The sequence below is a fragment of the Agrobacterium sp. 22-3639C2 genome (assembly GCF_053522105.1).
The window spans coordinates 116604-136309 of record NZ_JBNWDB010000002.1 but is presented as its reverse complement, the minus strand read 5'-3'; the positions used below and the strand labels follow the sequence as shown (position 1 = coordinate 136309).

The 19706-nt window shown below is 56.6% G+C and carries 16 protein-coding genes; 6 read left to right on the top strand and 10 right to left on the bottom strand.

From position 1 onward, the window contains the following. Positions 1 to 204 precede the first annotated feature (204 nt). Positions 205 to 1266 carry an alpha/beta hydrolase gene (locus ACQZ6D_RS08375; protein WP_112154489.1) on the top strand — a complete coding sequence of 354 codons (1062 nt, stop codon included), beginning with the start codon at positions 205 to 207 and terminating at the stop codon, positions 1264 to 1266. 115 nt (positions 1267 to 1381) lie between these two features. After that, complete coding sequence (locus tag ACQZ6D_RS08370; protein ID WP_038493626.1) at positions 1382 to 2275, top strand: LysR family transcriptional regulator; 894 nt, start codon at positions 1382 to 1384, stop codon at positions 2273 to 2275. Positions 2276 to 2373: 98 nt separating this feature from the next. Here ACQZ6D_RS08370 and ACQZ6D_RS08365 read toward each other — a convergent pair whose 3' ends face one another. Beyond that, positions 2374 to 3735 carry a class I SAM-dependent methyltransferase gene (locus ACQZ6D_RS08365; RefSeq protein WP_448730287.1) on the bottom strand — a complete coding sequence of 454 codons (1362 nt, stop codon included), beginning with the start codon at positions 3733 to 3735 and terminating at the stop codon, positions 2374 to 2376. 42 nt (positions 3736 to 3777) lie between these two features. Between ACQZ6D_RS08365 and gmd the strand changes: the two genes are divergently transcribed. From gmd to ACQZ6D_RS08350, 3 genes are read left to right on the top strand one after another with little or no spacing between them, the layout of a single operon-like run. Then, positions 3778 to 4848: a GDP-mannose 4,6-dehydratase gene (gene gmd / locus ACQZ6D_RS08360; RefSeq protein WP_019566379.1), complete on the top strand. Its 1071-nt coding sequence runs from the start codon at positions 3778 to 3780 to the stop codon at positions 4846 to 4848. Then, positions 4832 to 5827, top strand: coding sequence for a GDP-L-fucose synthase family protein (locus ACQZ6D_RS08355; RefSeq protein WP_162647837.1), 996 nt, complete (start codon positions 4832 to 4834; stop codon positions 5825 to 5827). The genes gmd and ACQZ6D_RS08355 overlap by 17 nt, the downstream gene beginning before the upstream one ends. Beyond that, positions 5770 to 8298 carry a glycoside hydrolase family 28 protein gene (locus ACQZ6D_RS08350; protein ID WP_448731729.1) on the top strand — a complete coding sequence of 843 codons (2529 nt, stop codon included), beginning with the start codon at positions 5770 to 5772 and terminating at the stop codon, positions 8296 to 8298. The genes ACQZ6D_RS08355 and ACQZ6D_RS08350 overlap by 58 nt, the downstream gene beginning before the upstream one ends. A 540-nt stretch (positions 8299 to 8838) precedes the next feature. Here ACQZ6D_RS08350 and ACQZ6D_RS08345 read toward each other — a convergent pair. From ACQZ6D_RS08345 to ACQZ6D_RS08315, 7 genes are all read right to left on the bottom strand, one after another. Then, the gene (locus ACQZ6D_RS08345) at positions 8839 to 9135 is read right to left on the bottom strand and encodes a hypothetical protein (protein ID WP_019566376.1); all 297 of its coding nucleotides are present in this window, start codon (positions 9133 to 9135) and stop codon (positions 8839 to 8841) included. 223 nt (positions 9136 to 9358) lie between these two features. Continuing rightward, complete coding sequence (locus ACQZ6D_RS08340; protein ID WP_236770840.1) at positions 9359 to 10582, bottom strand: polysaccharide biosynthesis/export family protein; 1224 nt, start codon at positions 10580 to 10582, stop codon at positions 9359 to 9361. A gap of 39 nt (positions 10583 to 10621) precedes the next feature. After that, on the bottom strand, positions 10622 to 12784 hold the full coding sequence (locus tag ACQZ6D_RS08335; protein ID WP_112154439.1) for a polysaccharide biosynthesis tyrosine autokinase: 2163 nt from the start codon (positions 12782 to 12784) through the stop codon (positions 10622 to 10624). A gap of 54 nt (positions 12785 to 12838) precedes the next feature. Beyond that, entirely contained in the window at positions 12839 to 13549 is a 711-nt protein-coding gene (locus tag ACQZ6D_RS08330; protein ID WP_065663168.1) for a response regulator transcription factor, read from the bottom strand. Between the two features lie 85 nt (positions 13550 to 13634). After that, a complete protein-coding gene (locus tag ACQZ6D_RS08325) occupies positions 13635 to 14288 on the bottom strand; it encodes a PIG-L deacetylase family protein (RefSeq protein WP_026330955.1) in 654 nt (217 codons plus the stop codon). Next, positions 14285 to 15097, bottom strand: coding sequence for a glucose-1-phosphate cytidylyltransferase (locus ACQZ6D_RS08320; protein ID WP_112154440.1), 813 nt, complete (start codon positions 15095 to 15097; stop codon positions 14285 to 14287). The genes ACQZ6D_RS08325 and ACQZ6D_RS08320 overlap by 4 nt, the downstream gene beginning before the upstream one ends. Beyond that, complete coding sequence (locus ACQZ6D_RS08315) at positions 15094 to 16386, bottom strand: class I SAM-dependent methyltransferase (RefSeq protein ID WP_013761294.1); 1293 nt, start codon at positions 16384 to 16386, stop codon at positions 15094 to 15096. Before ACQZ6D_RS08315 ends, ACQZ6D_RS08320 begins: the two co-directional genes overlap by 4 nt. A 307-nt stretch (positions 16387 to 16693) precedes the next feature. Between ACQZ6D_RS08315 and rfbC the strand changes: the two genes are divergently transcribed. Beyond that, complete coding sequence (gene rfbC, locus ACQZ6D_RS08310) at positions 16694 to 17221, top strand: dTDP-4-dehydrorhamnose 3,5-epimerase (protein WP_112154441.1); 528 nt, start codon at positions 16694 to 16696, stop codon at positions 17219 to 17221. A gap of 4 nt (positions 17222 to 17225) precedes the next feature. On the opposite strand, the gene ACQZ6D_RS08305 is transcribed toward rfbC, so the two are convergent. Continuing rightward, positions 17226 to 18569 (bottom strand): DUF4910 domain-containing protein, encoded by a 1344-nt coding sequence (locus tag ACQZ6D_RS08305; RefSeq protein WP_112154442.1) that lies wholly within the window; start codon positions 18567 to 18569, stop codon positions 17226 to 17228. Positions 18570 to 18582: 13 nt separating this feature from the next. Then, positions 18583 to 19653 (bottom strand): NAD-dependent epimerase/dehydratase family protein, encoded by a 1071-nt coding sequence (locus ACQZ6D_RS08300; RefSeq protein ID WP_112154443.1) that lies wholly within the window; start codon positions 19651 to 19653, stop codon positions 18583 to 18585. Positions 19654 to 19706 lie beyond the last annotated feature (53 nt).

Genomic DNA, 19706 nt, shown 5'->3' with positions numbered 1-19706 from the left:
AGGGGCTCGGTTCATTCATGAATATCGCTCATGACGGCATGCCTTCGCCGCGGTCTAATCTCGCGACAATCTCCGATCTATCTTTTGAACGACGCTGCTGCATCACCCCTCAAAGCAGCCCACCGGCCGCTCGTCACGGCAACGACAATGGAGAGTGAAGTGAGCAATCAGAACGAAAACGCTTTTACGGGAGAGGGCCTGGACATGGGCCGTCGTGGCCTTCTCAAGATTACGGGTGTCGGCATCGCGGCGATTGGCGCGGCGTCAGTGATGGCGGTATCGAAGGCAGAGGCGCAAACATTGAAGATGACGCAGGACTGGGACAAGGTTTTTCCGAAGAGCGAGAAGGTCGATCACCAGAAGGTCTCGTTCAAAAACCGTTATGGCATCATCCTGGCGGCCGACCTCTACATGCCCAAAACCCGCAACAGCGTCGGAAACCCCGCAATCGTGGTGAGCGGACCGTTTGGCGCGGTCAAGGAACAATCGTCCGGCCTTTACGCACAGACGATGGCCGAACGCGGTTTCGTCACTCTGGCATTCGATCCTTCCTATACAGGTGAGAGCGGCGGCGAACCGCGCAATATCGCGTCTCCCGACATCAACACCGAGGATTTCAGCGCGGCTGTGGACTACATCGGCCTGCGTCCCGAAGTCGATCGCGAACGGATCGGCGTCATCGGTGTCTGCGGCTGGGGTGGCATGGCGCTCAATGCCGTGGCCTCGGACAAGCGTGTGAAGGCCGTGGTTGCCAGCACCATGTACGATATGACCCGCGTCATGTCCAAGGGCTACAACGACAGCGTCACGCTGGAGCAGCGCACGGCGACCCTGGAACAGTTGAGCCGCCAGCGGTGGGTCGATGCGGAAAACGGTACGCCTGCCTATCAGGCGGCCTACAACGCGGAAGTCGGACCCGACGCGCCGCAGTTCATGGTCGATTATCACGACTACTACTCGACACCGCGCGGTTATCATAAGCGGGCGGTCAACTCCCGTAACGCCTGGTCGCAGACAACGCCAATTTCGTTCATGAACATGCCGATCCTGAGCTACATCGCAGAAATTTCGCCGCGCCCGGTTCTATTCGTTCATGGCGAGAAGGCCCATTCTCTCTATTTCGCAGAGACCGCGTATGCGGCGGCGGCCGAACCGAAGGAACTTCATGTCATTCCCGGCGCCAGCCACACGGACCTCTACGACAAGATGGATGTGATCCCCTTCACCAAGCTCGCCAGCTTCTTTGAGCAGCACCTGTCGGCTTGATGCGTCCGGCAGTGACGTAACAGTTCAGGAGCCCGCCCGAAGCGGGCTCTTTTTCTGTTAGTGCGGCATGAGCATTATGCCATAATCAACAGGTCTGGATGCAGGAGGCTCATGAATGGCACGCGATACCGTCAACGATCTTGCAGCTTTCATTGCTGTTGCCCGAGAACAGAGCTTTACCCGGGCGGCGGCGAAGCTGGGCGTATCGCAGTCAGCATTGAGCCACACACTTCGCCAGCTTGAAGCCAGGTTGGGCGTGCGTCTCCTGATGCGGACGACCAGAGCGGTTTCGCCGACGGAGGCGGGCGAGCGGCTGCTAAACGGGATCGGTCCACATTTCGACGAGATCGAAGCGCATGTCGATGCGTTGAACGAACTGAGGGAAAAGCCGGCGGGAACGATCCGTATCGTCGCCGCCGAGTACGCGATAACCTATGTCCTCTGGCCCAAACTCAGGAAATTTTTGCCTCAATATCCCGACATCAAGGTCGAGCTGATCCTCGACAACGGACTGACCGACATCGTGACGGAGCGTTATGATGCGGGGGTGCGTATGGGTGAACATCTCGCGAAAGACATGATCTCCGCAAGGATCGGTCCCGACTTTTGTCTCGCTGTCGTCGGATCGCCCGCCTACTTCAAGAACCGACCACACCCGAGGCATCCCAAGGACCTGGTCGGCCATGATTGCATCAACTTCCGGCTGCCGAGTGCCGGCGGCTTTTATGTATGGGAGTTCGAGGACAAGGGCCGCGAGATCAAGATCAAGGTCGATGGCCAACTCGCCTTCAACAACAGTTTCAATTCGCTGGAAGCCGCGCTTGACGGCTTCGGGCTTGCCTACATCCCGGAGGAAATGATCCTTCCTTATGTCGCAGACGGCCGGCTGGTTCGCGTGTTGCAGAAATATTCCCCGCCCTGGGACGGATATTACCTCTATTACCCCAGCCGTCGCCAGGCATCACCGGCGTTCGTCAGGGTTTTGGAGGCCCTGCGATATCGGGTTTGACGGGAGTTGTCGGCCCCCCTGTGGATGTCCGTAACCCGGAACGATCCATGTCCGACTTTCGTCTTCTCTGCGCTCGCTGCGGCTGACAAGTCCTTATCCTAGATCAGCAGATAGCTGGCTTCAGAAATGCGTTGAACAATGGCTTGCCCTGCAAGGACGATAATGTCGCCCTCCATCGGTTGATGAGGCCGCAGCAAGTGTTTGTCGATCGTCAGCAGGAAATGCGATGAATGCAGTTCGCCTGGGGAAATGGAAATGTAAGACCAGCGATGCCAGGCAAATGGCATGGTGGCGAGGGCCATTCCCAGCAATCCCTTGAGGCGCATCGACCATGTTGACGAGGACTTGGCGTGGCGCGCAGCATCGGTTGCAACGGCACCGTCGACAATATGCTGTTGGTTCCAGGTTGTCTGGCCATGGTTGATCTTCCATGCTTCGGGGTCATCGTTTGCCAGATCGATCCTCGATTTTACCGGTTCGGCGATCAGCGCGACGTTCGGACTGAGCAAGCGTGGAACAAAAGAAAACGGCAGGCTGCGGATTTCGCGCAGGGGCGCGTTGACGCGGATAAGCTGCGCCAGACACCGCCAGTCGAAGCCCTGATGTGACGTATGGTGAGCGGGCACGCGGTCCAGCCGGTATAAGCCTGCCCAAAAAGTCTCTTTCAGATTGCCGGATTGCCGATTGTAGCCCATGAGGGCCGAACCCCAGTTCTTGATCCATACGGCTGGCCCGACTTCGACGGGTACCGTAACCAGGAAAATGCGGGGACGAACGATCGCGCAGACGTGCTCAATGACACGGACGGTGCGGTTGAGGTGGATATGTTCAAGCGTTTCCAGCGCGATGACGATGTCGGCCTCGATCGTTTTGTAAAGGCTCTCGTCGGTGGCGTCGCCGACGATGAAACGGCAGTTTTCGTAGTTGCTGTAGCGATTGCGCGCGGCCTCGATGAAGATTGGATCGTAGTCGATACCGACGTAATCAACGTCAAATTTTTCCAGAATATGTCCGACCGCGGTTCCGGGGCCGCAGCCGATATCCAGTATTCTGACCTTCCGATTGCCGACGTCCTTCTGCACTGTTTCGAGGACCTCAAGCAGCTTTCGATAGCGGCCTGCATGCAGAAAGCGCGTCAGCCAGTTGAAGTTCTGCATTTTTTCGTAAGTCGTCGCGAACGTACCCATCCAATCCGCCTCCATGAACCGTAGATGATGTCGTCTCGCGCTCCCTGTTATCGTAAAGATCGTGCGCGACCCGGCGTTGTATTTTTGAAGTCTGGCACGGCCTGCGTGACCTGCAACTCGACCAAAAGGCTTAAGTCGGAAGCGGGGATACCCACCCTGCCTCCTCTTAAAGGCAGATGTCGACGTGGTGGACGGTGAATCAGCCGGTTCTGACCGGCCGTCCTCTCCCTTTTGGTATGCTGCCGATGCGCAAGGCCTCGTTATACCTTTCAAGGAGGCGCCATCCGGGGCCGGAACCGCTGGGAGATGTGGTGGATGGTAGACAAGAGAGCCTTGATTATCGGCGTAACCGGGCAGGACGGCGCTTATCTCAGTGAATTGCTGCTTGCCAAGGGATACATCGTGCACGGCCTGAAAAGGCGGTCTTCCTCATTCAACACCGGCCGGATCGATCATCTTTATCAAGATCCCTTCGAGGAAAACCTTCGCTTTCGTCTGCACTTCGGTGACCTGACGGACGCCACGAACCTTTGCCGGGTCATTCAGGAGGTCCAGCCCGACGAGATCTATAATCTCGGCGCCCAGAGCCATGTCCAGGTCAGCTTCGAGACGCCGGAATATACGGCAAATGCGGATGCGCTTGGCACGCTGAGGCTGCTGGAAGCCATGCGCATTCTGAACCTCGGCGACCGTTGCCGGTTTTATCAGGCGTCCACATCGGAGCTGTTCGGGGGGATGGGCACTGTTGCTCAGCACGAAGGTACGCCGTTCTATCCGAGAAGCCCCTATGCTGCGGCAAAACTCTACGCATACTGGATGACGGTCAATTACCGGGAAAGTTACGGCTTTCACGCATCCAACGGCATTCTCTTCAACCATGAGAGCCCCATTCGCGGGGAGACATTCGTCACGCGGAAAATCACGCGCGGCGTTGCCGCCATCGAACGCGGTCTCATGAGCAAGCTGCGTCTTGGTAATCTCGACGCAAAGAGGGACTGGGGGCATGCGCGCGATTATGTTGAAGGCATGTGGCGCATCGTGCAGCAGGAAATACCCGAGGACTATGTGCTCGCAACCGGCGAGGCACATACGGTGCGGGAATTCGTCGAGCTTGCTTTCGGCGTGGTCGGCAAGACCATCGAGTGGAACGGCGATGGCAGTGACGAAGTGGGATACGACGCCAAAACCGGCAATACGATCATCGAAATCGATCCCAGATATTTTCGTCCGGCGGAAGTGGATTTTCTTCTCGGCGACCCCAGCAAGGCGCGCAGGAAACTCAACTGGAGCCACTCGACTTCCTTTTGCGACCTCGTTCAGGAAATGGTCGAAGCGGATCTTCGCCTCGTGATGTTGGAAGAGGGAAGAAATGAATTCGTCGCATAAATCGCAAGAAATCCCGTTCAGCTTGAATGGCAAGCGCGTCTGGGTTGCCGGCCATACCGGAATGGTCGGCTCGGCACTCGTGCGACGTCTCCAGCGCGAAAATTGCGAAGTTCTCAAAGTCTCTCGCAGCGAGCTTGATCTGACCCGACAGTACGAGACGGAGCAATGGATGGCGGCGGCAAGACCTGAGGTCATTTTTGTCGCTGCCGCCAAGGTTGGAGGCATTGCAGCAAATGCGGCCTATCCAGCGGACTTTCTTTACACCAATACGCTAATTTCGATGAATATCATGAAATCGGCTGCCGATATCGGTGTTGAAAAGCTTCTCTGGATGGGATCTAGCTGCATCTATCCGAAATTCGCAGCGCAGCCGATCACGGAAAATGCCCTTTTGACAGGCCCTTTGGAGCCTACCAACGAGGCCTACGCGATTGCGAAGATCGCGGCGCTCAAGCTTTCCCAATTCTACTCCAGTCAGTACGGCCTGAATTGCGTCTCCGTCATGCCGACCAATATTTACGGGCTGAACGACAATTTCGATCCGCAAAGCTCACACGTCATTCCTGCGATGATCAGGAGAATGCATGAAGCGAAAATCAGCGGCCAGAACAAGATTGTACTATGGGGTACGGGCAGTCCTCTGCGTGAGTTTCTCCATGTGGACGATCTGGCGGATGCCTGTTGCTTCCTCATGAAATCATCGGCGCATTTTCCGTTGATCAACATCGGCTCGGGGCGGGAGATATCCATCCGCAATCTCGCCCATCTGATTGCAGGCATCGTCGGCTACGATGGGCAGATCGTTTTTGACACCAGCAAACCGGATGGAGCCCCCAGAAAGCTGCTAGACTGCTCGCGGCTCAACGCGCTTGGCTGGAACTCGACGGTCGAACTCAGATACGGAATTCAGGATTTGTATGAGTGGTGGCGACAACCGAAGTCGCTGCAATCGGATATGTTACGACAAGCGGCAAGATGAGATCGCCAAATGCCCTGATATTATCGATTTTGCTTGCCGCCCTTGTGCTCGCATTTTCGGGTCTCTCGTCTGCCGGGCAGCCTGCGGTGCGGGGAGGGCAAGAGCAAGCCAGCCAACCTGATCCACGGCAGTTCGGTTTCCCGATACCTGTTCCAGAACCACGATTGCCGGATGATGCGGATGCCTTCAATCCACCTTGGACAGAGGTAGGCGGCAAGGGGCCGGCAATCGCGGAAATTTCGAGAACGGCGGGCCCTGGCGAGGTTGTCTCGATGACCGGTGTCGATCTCGATGGACGAACGGGTTTCGAAGTCTTTTCGCAACACCCCGGTGCCGCGGAGGGCGTGGTGACCCCGTTGGCGCCGCTGACGGCTGACGCGACGGCGGCGACGCTGCTGCTGCCAGCCACGCTTCCCTCATGGTCCACCTACCTGATCAGGCCCCAGCGGGGCACTGTTCAAGGGCGCAGCTTCGCAATCAATCGCACGGAAAGCTGGTGGATCGGGCCCGATGCCGCAGCGCCGGGAGCCATCGTCTCGGTCTATGGACGCAACCTTTCGCGGTCCAACGGGACCAGCCAATCCTATCTCTATATCAAGCCGGTCGCTGTTGCCGGCTCGTATGTTGCGGCAACCTCCGTCAACCCCTTCAAGGTCGATTTCGAGGTGCCGGCTCTGCCACCGGGTAACTATGAAGTTTGGGTTCACAATACGCATGGCGGCCGCTTCGGCTGGAGCGGTCCGCTGACGCTTGAGGTCCTGTCGCAATCGCCATGGGCGGCGCAGGATAAAAAGCGCATCGATGCTAGGCAGTTCGGGGCAACGGGCGATGGCATGACCGACGACACCGCAGCCATCTTGCGCGCGCTCGACGCCGCGGCCGCTACGGCGCCATCGGTTTTGTATTTCCCCGCCGGGATTTATCTCGTGACAAAGCCTTTGATTGCGCCCGCCAATGTGGCGTGGTTCGGGGAAGGGGTGAACAAAACGGAGATCAGGCTGAACCACGGGATTGATCAGAGCATGGTTGTCGTTAATGGCGACGACACCCGGTTCGGAAACCTGACCCTCAATGCCAACCGCAACATTGCAGGTAAACCTCTTCTTGCTTTGCGCAACACCAAAAACATACGGCTGGATTCCGTACGTATCGACGCCTGGGGCGTGCCGGCGTTCGATGCCCAGGACACCGTAGGTCTTTTTGTGCATGCGTCCGAGCTGATCGAGAACGGATCCTTTTACGGCGCGAGCCGGCAGGTGTTTTTCTCCAACAATCGGTTTCGGATGACGGGTTACGGCGAATCCGTCGTCGCGCTATGGGGTGGGCGCGATTTCGCCATGACGGGCAACGAGCTGACAAATGCGGATGAAAGCCGCGACGACGGTCATGGCATCGGACGTTTTTTTGTTGGCCAGGCGCATTTCGGGAGCATGCGAAACCTCTATTTTGAGAAAAACATCTCGCGAAACGCCGCGCCCCACGACTGCACCAAGGTCGATTGCAACAAGGGCGAACAGATCTGCTTCGAGATCGTCGGGAGCAAGCTTAAAAACGATTTCGTCCGCGCTTCCTCGAACTCGGTTACCTTCAAGTCACTGTCGGATCTGGGGGATGCCATGCCGGGCGGCTTCGATCTCGTCATCGTTGGCGGGCGAGGGGCCGGGCAGCACCGTCACATCGCGTCGACGGACGGTTCTGTCGTTCTGCTCGAGCAACCCTGGAATGTGGTGCCGGATCGAACGAGCCGTTTTGCTCTCGCAGCGACCGCATCGAGAGCCGTGATATACGATAATGTGTTCGATGGCAGGGCAAGCTATGCGGAGCACGATTCCGATTCCACCGGCGTTCTTCTCTACGGCAACGTCTATGACGTGGTGGTCGACAGCAACCGCATCTCCCAGATGCGACACGGCATGATGACGGTTGCGCTGGACTCGACGCGGGGACTCAGCCCGTATTTCCTGCAATATTCCAACAACAGTGTGACACGCAGCAACAGCGGCCTCTATGTCGGCACGACATTCGCGGATTCCGGCGTTGCCGGCATCTGGGGCGGTCTGGGGAATATTTATCGCAGGAACAGGTTCACGGATATCGCCTATATCGGCGTCGAATATGAAACTTGGAACCATCCCGGCGCCGACTATAATGGGACGGTCTTCGATGGAAATACCTTCGCCAACGTCCGCTACGGCTTCGTAGATGCATACAAACTCATGTGGACGCACGACGGCAGCTTCAAGGCCGGACCGGCCGAACGCTCAAGGCGGATCAACACGGTGCTCTACAACAATCATTTTACCCGAGGAACGCCAGGGCCCGTTCAAAGTGCGGGCTTCGTGACGATGCATCCGCAGAACAGCTGGGTAAATGTCGGCTCTACATGGAGCGGTTTTGCAGTGGGAAACGAGGGGCCTAAGGCCGTCACCGTTAAATCGTCCTCCAATGCTGCAAGGCTGACACCTGATTGAACCGGAGTCTATTCCCCGAAAATCCCGGCAAGGTACCTCTAATGACGTATCTGCGGTGAATTGACGAGCTGCCGGAAAGTGGCGAATATGGCTCAATCAATCAAGGCAATACGATGCCACGGGCCATTGAGATCAAGGCTCGACGGTTTTCATTTCAGGCGAGGGGACCGACGGATCGTTCGTTACTCCATGAGTGGCGAGCGATCTGTGGTTCCAGTTCGACGAGGGTAATATTCTTGCAAATTTCAATCTCAACCCGTCGGCGCAACAAGATTTGCGCGACGCTGGTGACGGTTTGTGCCGAACGCAAATAGGCTCGCCCGGTTGAACGAGCGAGCCCTCCCAGTTACCGGGTAACCCCGGTTGCCAGGGACCCGCCAAAGTATCAGGGGGCGACGGGTTACTCTTACAAACCGCTTTTATCGTTTCGGTTCAATCTAGCTATAAGCGGTAGGGTTCGCATCCATCCATGTGCTGTGTGCCGACTTTTCGCGCTTGGGGTAAAAGTATAGGGACAAAAGCGTTAGAGGTTGAGAGACGTTACTTGGCGGCCCCGTTTTCCGCCGCCAAATTGAGCCAGGCATGCACGTCGGTCGCTGTGATCCAGATCCGTCCATCGAACGCGAACATTCCCTTCTCGATTTTGGATGCCGCTATCGTTGCAAACACGTCGACGAATTGCGCCAGGCGTTGCGCATCGCACCGCGGTGGGGACTGGATGTCGTTCAGGGCATCCTGTGTCACATGGACGGGCTGAAGCCCTTTCTCGCCGTTCACGATGATGACGGCACGCTGCCTGACCATATGATAACCAACCGGAACGTTCGCAGATTCCATCTCCGTCTCCCTGGCATTGGTACCGGTCGTTTCTATTCTGTGGAGGAAATCGGGATCCTACCGATCGGAACGCCGGCAAACTCTTTTGATTGGTGCTGGTCCTACGAGACTGCTGGAGGGCACTATTGAGGATAGCAAATTGCGACATGGCGCTATAGCTCTCCAAAAGCGGTAGCTGCTTTCAGGGCCGCTCAAGCAGGGGCGTCGGAAACGCTCGTCTCTCTTAGTTGACGCTTCCTGTGACGACCGCCGCTGAAACAGGGTCTCTGCCGGATACCGACAGGCGGACGCGCACAACGTCTCCCGCCCGGACCTGCGTATGCTCGTCCGCAGCTGTTTCGCGGTATGTACCTGCAACCTGACGCACGATGAAGAATTTGGTCTGGATCATGTCCTCGAGGCTGGAAACCCGCCGCGCCGTCGAGCCGATCTCGGCCATGGATTGAAGGCTGAAGGCCAGCTTTTTTTTCAAACGCATGATGTCCAGGGAGGTTTCCCGCAATTCGGTCGCGGCGTCATTGTGCCTTTTGCTTTTCAGCTCCAGAATACGCCGCTCTACTTCGCTTTTGTTTTGTTGCGCGCGCGCCAGAAACGATGTCGATTCCAGCACCTGCTGGTTCATGGATAGCAGTTCGCGCTTACGCTCTCTCAGTGCTGATTCTGAGGCTGCGCCGCGCGTGACAAGTTCCTTCGAGGCGTTGACGTCCATGTCGAGCAACTCTAGTTGCTGGGTGCGCATGACGTTGCTTTTCTGGAGCGTGTCTATTTCCTGAATGAAGTTCTGTCGTTGGACCTCGAGGTTGGTCTTTTCGTCTTGCTGCGCCGAGAGGCGAAGGCGAAACAGACTTTTTTCAGATTCTACGATCTTCTCCAGTGCGGTGCGATCCCGGACAAGTCCGATTTCGTCGCCCTTATACTCAAATTCGGTGTCGTTGAGTTCCGCTTCCAGTCGGACGCGCCGGATATCCTGCGACAGGAGTTGCATCGACATGTCTTCATATTCCTGCTGGGCCGAGATCAACTGTATGCCCGAGGTATCCCTCTGTGCATTCGACTCGCGCAATCCGCCGCCGAGTGCGAAGAGCTCAAGCACGATCATGCCGGGACGGTATTCATATTTTCCCGGCTTCTGAACGTCGCCGACAACGAAGATCGGAGCATATTCCTTGACCGCAACGGCAACGGAGCGGTTTGCCACATGGCTTGCCAGATCGCGGCTGATCCGCGCACCGATTTCGTTCACTGTCTGGTCGACCACGTTGACGTTGCCAAGAAGCGGATAACCGATCGTTCCATCTGCACTGACGGGAAAGAGGCCGGTCAGGCCCGGGTCGCCGTAGACGGAGATCGTCAAGACGTCGCCGGTAGCGACCTTGTAGTTCGTGCCATCTGCGGCGGCCGGTAATTGGCAAACGGCCAGAGACAGCAAGGTGGTGCTGGCCATCATCAGGGAAAAGCCCCTGGACCTTGTCACGAAGCGCATGTTTCACCTCTCGCTATGGACTACAGCCGGGGGGCGCAGACTGGTCGCCCGTTTCCGCAGCTTGAAATGAGTATTCCAGTCCCGGAAAATCCTCGGCCAGACCGGGGGGTGGCGCTTTCTCGGGCGTCGGATTCCGTTGAGGATGATGCCTGTGATCGGCCGGCCCGCGACCCGCAGCTTGATGACGGCATTTTTCATGCCCGTGCCATCTGCGACGTCCTGCCGGACCACGAATGATACGGCATCAGACAGGGTGGCGATCCGCAACAGGTCTAGGTCATGGGAAACGGATGGGGCCTCGATCAATACCAGCTCGTATCGCTGTCTTGCCTCTGCAATCAGGCCGGCGAAGCGCTTGCTTCCAAGAACAAGATTTGGCGGCAGGTCGCTTTTCTCGGCGACGATGATATCGACCCCGGAGGCCTGATCGCGTTGGATGATGTCGTCCAGAGACACCTCAAGGCCGACCGCCTGGCCAACATGCGACGTCGATCCCACATCGAATTCCCCCCCGAGAGCCGGGTTTCGCAGATTGGCATCGATCAGCAGCAGATTAACGCCGCTCATCGCAAGAGATCTGGCAAGATTGGCGATCACGAACGTCTTGCCTTCCCCATCGGCCGAAGAGGTGAAGGCTATCACTTTCGCCTTGCTCTCGGCCAACTGTATGTGGGTCTGAAGGTCGGCAAACGCGCTGTAGAAATCCGCCGCGCCGCTGCTGAATTTTCCGGGCGTGTTCTGGAGCTCTCTGAAGGAAATGCGTGGAATGCTCCCGATGACGTTCAGTCCGGTTTTCTGTTGAAGAGACGTGATGGAGCCAACGGACCGGTCCGTAAAGTTCAGGATAAAAGCTGCCACCAAGCCGGTGCTGCAACCGAGAAGAAGCGCGACCAGTGCCCACAGACGCTCGTCAGGACTGGTCGGTTTACGGGAAGGCATGGCGCTCGATATGATCCGCGCCTCGGCAGTTGCGATACCGTCCTGTTCGATGGTCTGCTTGTAGCGTGCAAGGTATGTCTCGTAGATCGAGCGGTTCGCTGCTGCTTCCCGGTCAAGTTGCCCGGATTGAACCATTGCCATATCCGTCGTGGAAATGGCGCGTTGCACATCATTGAGGCTGGCCTCTACTTCCTGCCGCTGTTTTTCGTTGACCTCGATCTCGTTGCGCAAGGCAGCGATGATCTGGGCGATCTCTGAATCGATCTGCTTGTTGAGTGAACTGAGCTGGGAGGATAACTGCGGCCGCTCTGGACTCATGACGGCGCCGCTTTCATCGATCTGGGCAATGGCCCTGATGACCCTTGCCTGCTCGGCCCTTAAAAGCTGGATTGATGGTGAGGACAGAACTTCGGTGATCCCGAGCCCGTCACCGCTTTTCTGCAGTTCGAGTGCTGTGGCCAGGCGCGCCCTTGACCCCGCCAACTTGGCCTGTAGCGTTGTCAGCTCGACATTTAGACTTGAAAGACGCTGCGACTGCAACGGAAGACCACCAGTGTCTATCAGTCCGGATTTTTCGCGAAATTGCGACGCCTGGCGTTCAGACTCCTCCAGTTCCGTGCGAAGACTGACCAGCCGCTCCCCGAGCCATGCGCTGACACGCCGGGTTGCCGTTGTCTGGAGGTCGATCTGATAGTCGATATAGGCTGCTCCGAAAGCATTGGCGACTTTCGCGGCAAGCGCCGGATCGTTGGCGTAATAGGATATGTAGATTGTATACGACCGGCCATCATTCATCACACGAACATTGGTCATGAGGTTATCGATCATTTTCGATGTCTCGGCGTCGTTGCCAAGCACGATCGCGTCGGCGTCCGCCCGGTCGGAGTTGGGTTGCCGCCCTTCGAGCAGTCGATCTTTTTGCAGGATGACGAGAACCCGTTCCGCCATGGACCTCGACCCGATGATGTCGAGTTCGGTTCGAAGCACCGGGCTTTCCTGCGGCAGCGGAGAGACCACGGATTCGGTGGGGAGCGCCTGAAGCTTGCGGACATCAAGCGCAAGGGTTGCCTCGGCCTTGTAACGGATGGGGGTTCGCGCATAGCCGATTGCCGCGATTGCGAAACTGGCGAGAAAGCAGATGAAGACGGCTCTGCGCCGCTCCCGCAGTATGGATATGAAGCGGGAAATACCTTCCTGCTCAACCGGAGATGATGACGACTGGATCATGACGGTTCCTGCTGTAAGCGGGGCGTTCGGTAGCGGTCAGTGGATGTCGTGTGCTTAGCGGTCGTACGCCATGTCGCCGATCTTGCAGGCAACTTCCGTGCGGTTCGTTGCTCCAAGCTTCTTCATGATATTGCGGATATGCACCTTTATGGTGCTTTCACAAAGGTTCAGCTCCAGAGCGATATCCTTATTCGCCTTTCCGCACCGCAAGGCCTCCGCAATAGCCGATTGACGGCTTGTAAATTTCGTCGGAGGAACGGATGCGTGTGCAGTCAGGCCGAACAGACTTTTCATGTTCATGACGCTGCTGGCCGGTATGAAACGGCCGCCCGCGATTGCAAGACTGATCGCCTGGACGCAGACGTCGATGCTGACGGAACTCGATATGTACCCGCGCACGCCAAGAGCGATGGTATCCAGAATGGTATTGATATCCTGATCGTCAGAGAGCACGACGACGGCGGCCGGAGACACGGCAGCCACAATCTCTGCAAGATCGCGGTTTGTCTCTGCAGACGGACCGGGCCAGGCGCTGACCAGAACTGCCGCAGGCATGCCGATTTCCGCGCGTGCCTGTTGCCATTCGCCGAGATTGGAGAAGGTCAGGATGCGCCTGTCCGCATATTGATAGTTGAGACTATGGGCGAGGCATTCCCGCTCCAGCATGCGACGATCTATGATGCCGATATAGCCAGCCGCACTTGCTGCGGCCTGCGGATGCAGTGTGCCTTCCGGCGGGTTTTCGGAGATGTGGTTCTGGATCATGACGACAATGCCCCCTGTATTGTTTTTGGTTTCTTTTAATTTCCGCAAAACGTCGATTTTGTACCGTAAACGAGCCTCTGCCTGTTCAGGCGAACGTCAGCTTCCTGACGGTAAAGGCTTCCGCAAAACGTGTAGGCGCACGGCATTCCATTCCCCGCAGCCGCGCCAGACCGCGAAAGGTATCTGCATCGAACCAGTCCTTGGATCTCTGTGTTCCAAAATGCTGCAAGAGAAGCTCGACCTTCATGTTCATCGCGTCTTCGCTCAACGGCACGTAGGCGTTTCTTCTGCCGAAATCGCCGTCCCATTTCGGGATTTCGTATTCCATGATCAGGTGATTTCTGAAGATGTTGGATGTGAGCCTGTTGATTTCGCGGTGATCCTGATGCGCGTCCTCGCGGCTATGCGTGAATATGACGTCAGGACTGACTTTGTCGCGCAATGTCAGCAGCCATGACTTGATCTCGCGGCTCTGCGAGGGAAAGTAGCTGTCCTGAAACGATGCCAGTTCAATTGAGTAGGACGCTGCTTTTGCAAGAAAAGCTTCGGCGGAACTGCGTGCCTCCAGGGCGCGCTCGTTACCGGCACTGAGGACGCACCAATAGACATCGAGCAACACGCCCTTTGAAAGCAGGCTGAGTACCGTGCCTCCGACGCCGATCTCAATGTCGTCGGAGTGAGCTCCGAGACAAAGGATCGACAGACGATCACCGGCGGAAGCGAGGGACATGTTTTTCATGGCAGCAGCTTCGTGTTTGACGACTTGCGTGCCATCGACGCATCGTCTCCAATCCATGGCATGTCACCACGCTCTACCATTGCCTCCAACGTCTGCCAGTCGCGCAGCGTATCCATTGCCCGCCAGAAACCCTCATGTTTGTAGGCCATCAATTTATCTTCAGAAATCAACCTCGAGAACGGTTCCAGCACGAGTTCCTCACCCTCGCGCATGTAGTCGAAAATTTCGGGTCGCATCAGGAAGTAGCCGCCGTTTATCCACATGTCGGATGTTTCCGACGACCGAAATTCCCGGACCCTTCCGCTCTCGTCGATTTCCGCCAGGTGGTAAGTGAGGGGCGGTCTGACAGCCAGAAAACAGGCGAGCTTGTCGCTCTTTTCGAATTGGTCAATCATGTCGTCGAGATCGACGTCGGTCAGGCCGTCGCTATAATTGGCAAGGAACATCTTCTCGCCCTTGAGATGATGGCGTACGGCCCAGAGGCGCTCGCCTATATTGCGCCATATCCCCGTATCGATCAGGGATACGCGCCAGTCCCTAGGTAGCTCCTCGAGCAATTCCACGCGTCCGGGGCTCGATATGACGCAATCGGCATAGCTTTCCGGCCGGCTGTTCAGAAAGAATTCTTTTATGACGTGCGCCTTGTAGCCAAGGCAGAGGATGAAGTCCTCATGCCCGAAACGGGCGTAATATTGCATGACATGCCGCATGATCGGTTGAGACCCGAGCGGGATCAGCGGTTTCGGGACGCTTTCGGAATATTCCCTGATGCGAGTACCCCTGCCGCCACAGAACAAGACGACCTTCATTGTACCAACTCCTTCGGATCAATGATGGATATGTCGGGAATTGGAACGACGAATTTCCCGCCCCAGTTCCTGATGTCGTTCATTTGTGCAACGATCTCATTCTTCAGGTTCCAGGGGAGAATGAGAACGTAATCCGGCTTCATGCGCTGGATTTCGCTCACGGGCCGGATCGGAATATGCATTCCCGGCGTGAGGCGACCATGTTTGTAAGGATTGCGATCGACTGCAAAATCGATGAAATCGGTGCCGATACCGCAATAATTTAGCAGCGTGTTGCCCTTTCCCGGTGCGCCATAGGCACAGATCGATTTGCGCATTTCCTTGAGGCGGATGAGGAAAGACAGGAGGTTTCGCTTGGTTTGGCGCACGGCTTCGGAGAAGGCCGTATAGGTCTCTATTCTGTCGAGCCCAGCATTCAGCTCCCGTTCCAGGAGGCTATCCACGCGGGCTTCACGCGGGAACTTGCTGTCCTCGTGCGAGAAAAAGACCCGCAGCGAACCGCCATGTGTGGGGATCTCTTCGACATCGAAAACCTTTAGCCCATGCCGGCGGGCCATTTTTTCTATGGTCAGCAATGAGAAGTAGGAAAAGTGCTCGTGATAGATGGTGTCGAACTGGTTTTCCGCGATTAGCTTTTCGATATGCGGGAACTCAAGGGTGATGACGCCTTCAGGCTTGAGCAGCACTTTCATACCGGCGACGAAATCGTTGATATCAGGCACCTGGGCAAGGACATTGTTGCCGATGATGAGATCGGCTTTTTGGCCTCTGGCCGCCATATCGGTTGCTAGAGCCTCGTTGAAAAATTCAGTCAGTGTCGGAATACCTTTGCCGATCGCCACCTTTGCGACGTTGACCGCCGGTTCAATTCCGAGCATCGGGATGTTGCTGGTCAGGAAATGTTGCAGCAGGTACCCGTCGTTGCTGGCAAGCTCGACAACGAAACTGGATTCGCCAAGCGCGAAGCGCTCGATGACCATGTCGCAGTACCGCTTTGCGTGAGCGACCCAACTGTCCGAGAACGAGGAGAAATACGCGTACTCCGTGAAAATATTCTCGGGCGCTACATATTCCTGAAGCTGGACGAGGAAGCATTCGTCGCAAACGAATGCGTGGAGCGGATAAAACGGCTCGACGTCGTTGGCTGCGTCAGCTGCGACGAAGCTTTCGCAGGGCGGAGACATTCCAAGATCGACGAAGGTATGCACCAATGGCGAGCTGCAAAGACGGCAAAGCCCGACGTGATGCGTCGAGCTCAGTCTTGCAGAAAAAACTGCCTCATTATTCATCTGACGCCCCCTGATTTCATCGCATTGTCTTCGAGTGAATTTCAGAAAATTCTTTTATTAACTGGAAAAAATACTATGGATCGGGGTGAGTGACGATACTGCATTCGGCTCGAAAACGTCATCCATAAGCCGTAGGGTTATATTGGAATCCGCTAAAATTCGCTTCCGGCGGCTGGTTTCCGCAACCGAAAGGGTGACTTATTTGCCAGCCCGCCTTCAAGGTATGGTGCTGCCTATGGGTGTATTCCGGAGCCGCTGAAATGGCGGAGAATTCTTCTTGAATACGGGATTGCATCAGGAGCGCCGAATGCTGTTTGAGAAGACGAAAATCGAGGGGCTCTGGGTCGTCAATACGGTGCCTGTGCGGGACAGTCGCGGCTCTTTTGCCAGGACGTTCTGCAAACGCGAATTTGAGAGCAACGCGCTGGTATCGGACTTCAGTCAGCACAGCCTTTCTCTATCGAAGCTGAAACACACAGTTCGAGGGCTGCATTTCCAGCGACCGCCGCATCAGGAGACAAAGCTGGTTTCCTGCGTCAAAGGATCGATCTGGGATGTCGCCGTCGATCTACGCCGCGGCTCGCCCACCTATCTGCAATGGGTTGGCACGGTGTTGTCGGCCGACAATGGCGCGCAGTTCTACATTCCCGAGGGTTTTGCACACGGCTTCCAGTCGCTCAGCGACGACGTTGCTGTGTCCTATTTGATTTCGGTGCCCTATGCCGAGGCAAGTGCGGCAGGGATCCGGTATGACGAGCCCGCGATAGGTATAGAATGGCCTGCGCCGCCCTCGGTCATATCGGAAAAGGACCTCGGTTGGCCCGCTTTGCAATGAAGGTCTAGCGCGTCAGGAAACCGAGGTTCGAGACAAGACCCGCCTCGAGCAGCCTGCCGGCAGCGCTCGCAATATCGACAAACGGCATCTTAGACCTTTCGGCGATATCCAGTAGTGAGTTGGTTCCATCGGCGAGGTTGAGTATCCATAGATAGGCCATGGTGCGGTCGTCATTCGTCTTATGGCCGCCTATCGCAGGAAAAAGCCCGTATTTTCCCAGCTGTGGCTCACCCTTGGGCCGAAGGTTCAACGGCGTCCAGTTGTCTTCGAGAGCATCGATCATGTCCATGATCATCCAAAAGGATGAGTCGAGATGTTCGGGCCGGATGAAGTCGAGATTGTCGGCCGAGGTGTGATATTCGGGAAAGGTTCCGAAAGCGCTTCTTTGCAATAGTCCGACCGGCAGGTTGAAGCCCGGCGAACAGAACTGGCGCTCGTCATAGCCGTAGGGAATGAAGTCGGCGATTGCAAGATGTTTGCGATCCTCTCCGCAGCGGGTGCAGGCGGCGATCCGGTCGATCAGTGCATCTCCCCTGCGGCTGCGCTTGTAGTTCGGCCCGCCCCCGTCACCAATGCACGAAACCACAAGACCATGCGCAATGTTCGATATCCCGTCTTCGTTTTGCGCAAGCCATGACAGGGAGCCGATCGTTCCGGGTGCGAAGACGAACCTGTAGCTGTAATATGTGGACCTGCTTTTCAGGCCTGCAGCAAGACACGTCAGCAATGCCAGGCCGGAACAATTGTCGTTTGCGAGCGACGGGTGACAGATATGCGCGAAGAGAAGCACCTCTTTGGTGCTTTGTCCGATATGCAGATATTCGCCGTAATACAGATTGCCTGACGCCTTTTCGGTGTCGATGACGACCTCATAGTCGCCTTCCTCTAGCTTGAGGAATTCATGATGCGACATGCAAAGGCCCCAGGCATCCGTGTAATAGGCTGTTTTGTAAGGAATGAGATCGGGTTGTGCCGGCAAGGTGTAGATATGCGCTTGCAGTTCGGCCAGCGGCATCACGCGACGTTGAGGGATGCTGTAGCTCATGAGATGCAGGTTCGACATTTGAAAATCGATTACCTTGCGTCCCGCTGCGTTCTTCACATAGGCGTCCCGGACGCTCCATTCCTGGGGCACCGTCCAGTCGAAAACCCGCGTCCCGCTTGGGACGGCGCGCTGCTCGATATCGATATAGTCTTTAAGGATATTGATCGTATCGCGCACGCCTTTGCCGGTGATGCTGCGACAGATCGGAAAGAGGCGGGAAGCCAGATCATGAATAGTCTGGCCGATACCTGCCTCTCTCCATGCATCGCCTGTCAGCTTTGCACCGGGCTCCATCTTGCCCATCCGGGCCTCCTGTTTAAACCGATGCCGTAATATCGGCGTTCTGGCGCGGCGCGGCCATGGGGCGGCGCAGGTTGATGTCGATATCCTTGTCGCCGATCAGCTTCTGGAGCTGGCCGATCCGCTGATAGTGCGGTCCCTCGAATTCGGCCATTGTCAGGCCGGCGCTCTTGTAGGCCCGGTAGAGTTGCTCGGCACCTGCGGCCGCCGTCCATGTCGGTCTGAACGCCGGAAGCGCACGGGCGATCTTGCCAAAATCGACGCGGTAGGAACGGGTATCGGGGCTTGCATCGCTCGCATATTGCAGCCGGCATCCAGGTACCGTGAGAGCGACGATTTCGGCGATCTCCCGGATCTGATAGTTGTGCGCATCCTGTCCGACGTTGAAAGCCTGATTGTGTATGGCATCGGTCGGCGCTTCGAGCGCAGCCAGAAAGGCGCGCGAAATATCCTCGATGTGAACGATTGGGCGCCATGGCGATCCGTCGGATTTCAGGAGGATCAGTCCTTCCGTCACCGCCCAAGCGGTCAGGTTGTTGAGGACGATATCGAAACGCAGCATGGGCGAAAGGCCATACGCTGTTGCCGGACGCATATAGACCGGCGAGAAGCCGGGGCTCGCGAGGCTTGCAATCTCCCGCTCCGCCAAGACCTTTGACGTGCCGTAGGCCGATACCGGTTTCAGCTCTGCCGTCTCGTTGACCAGTCCCTCGCCAGCGGCGCCGTAGTTGCTGCACGACGAGGCGAAGATGAAACGCTTGACGCCGGCCTGTTTTGCGGCTCGCGCTGCCCGAACGCTGCCGCGGTAATTGATCTCATAGGTAATTTCCGGATTGAGATTGCTCAGCGGATCGTTGGAAAGCGCTGCAAGATGAATGACAGCGTCGAAACCTTCCATATCCGAAGGCTGGATATCGCGGATGTCCTTGCATACGCCGGGGACCTGCGGCAAAGGTCCGCCTGGAACATAAGCGCAGCGATGGTAGAATTCAGTGTCATAGCCGTGTACTTCGTGACCCGCCTTGCGCAGGATGGGTACCATGACGGAGCCGATATATCCGCGATGCCCGGTGACCAGAACGTGCATGAAATTTCCCCTCAAAATCTATTTTCGATTGCAACGAGCGTATCTTTTCAGGC

Bases quoted from the DNA above. Each gene is read 5' to 3' on its own strand.
- ACQZ6D_RS08305 (WP_112154442.1), bottom strand. From the start codon at position 18,569: ATGGGCAAGATGGAGCCCGGTGCAAAGCTGACAGGCGATGCATGGAGA.
- rfbC (WP_112154441.1), top strand. From the start codon at position 16,694: ATGCTGTTTGAGAAGACGAAAATCGAGGGGCTCTGGGTCGTCAATACG.
- ACQZ6D_RS08370 (WP_038493626.1), top strand. From the start codon at position 1,382: ATGGCACGCGATACCGTCAACGATCTTGCAGCTTTCATTGCTGTTGCC.
- ACQZ6D_RS08335 (WP_112154439.1), bottom strand. From the start codon at position 12,784: ATGATCCAGTCGTCATCATCTCCGGTTGAGCAGGAAGGTATTTCCCGC.
- ACQZ6D_RS08325 (WP_026330955.1), bottom strand. From the start codon at position 14,288: ATGAAAAACATGTCCCTCGCTTCCGCCGGTGATCGTCTGTCGATCCTT.
- ACQZ6D_RS08355 (WP_162647837.1), top strand. From the start codon at position 4,832: ATGAATTCGTCGCATAAATCGCAAGAAATCCCGTTCAGCTTGAATGGC.
- ACQZ6D_RS08375 (WP_112154489.1), top strand. From the start codon at position 205: ATGGGCCGTCGTGGCCTTCTCAAGATTACGGGTGTCGGCATCGCGGCG.
- ACQZ6D_RS08300 (WP_112154443.1), bottom strand. From the start codon at position 19,653: ATGCACGTTCTGGTCACCGGGCATCGCGGATATATCGGCTCCGTCATG.
- ACQZ6D_RS08340 (WP_236770840.1), bottom strand. From the start codon at position 10,582: ATGATGGCCAGCACCACCTTGCTGTCTCTGGCCGTTTGCCAATTACCG.
- gmd (WP_019566379.1), top strand. From the start codon at position 3,778: ATGGTAGACAAGAGAGCCTTGATTATCGGCGTAACCGGGCAGGACGGC.
- ACQZ6D_RS08330 (WP_065663168.1), bottom strand. From the start codon at position 13,549: ATGATCCAGAACCACATCTCCGAAAACCCGCCGGAAGGCACACTGCAT.
- ACQZ6D_RS08315 (WP_013761294.1), bottom strand. From the start codon at position 16,386: ATGAATAATGAGGCAGTTTTTTCTGCAAGACTGAGCTCGACGCATCAC.
- ACQZ6D_RS08345 (WP_019566376.1), bottom strand. From the start codon at position 9,135: ATGGAATCTGCGAACGTTCCGGTTGGTTATCATATGGTCAGGCAGCGT.
- ACQZ6D_RS08320 (WP_112154440.1), bottom strand. From the start codon at position 15,097: ATGAAGGTCGTCTTGTTCTGTGGCGGCAGGGGTACTCGCATCAGGGAA.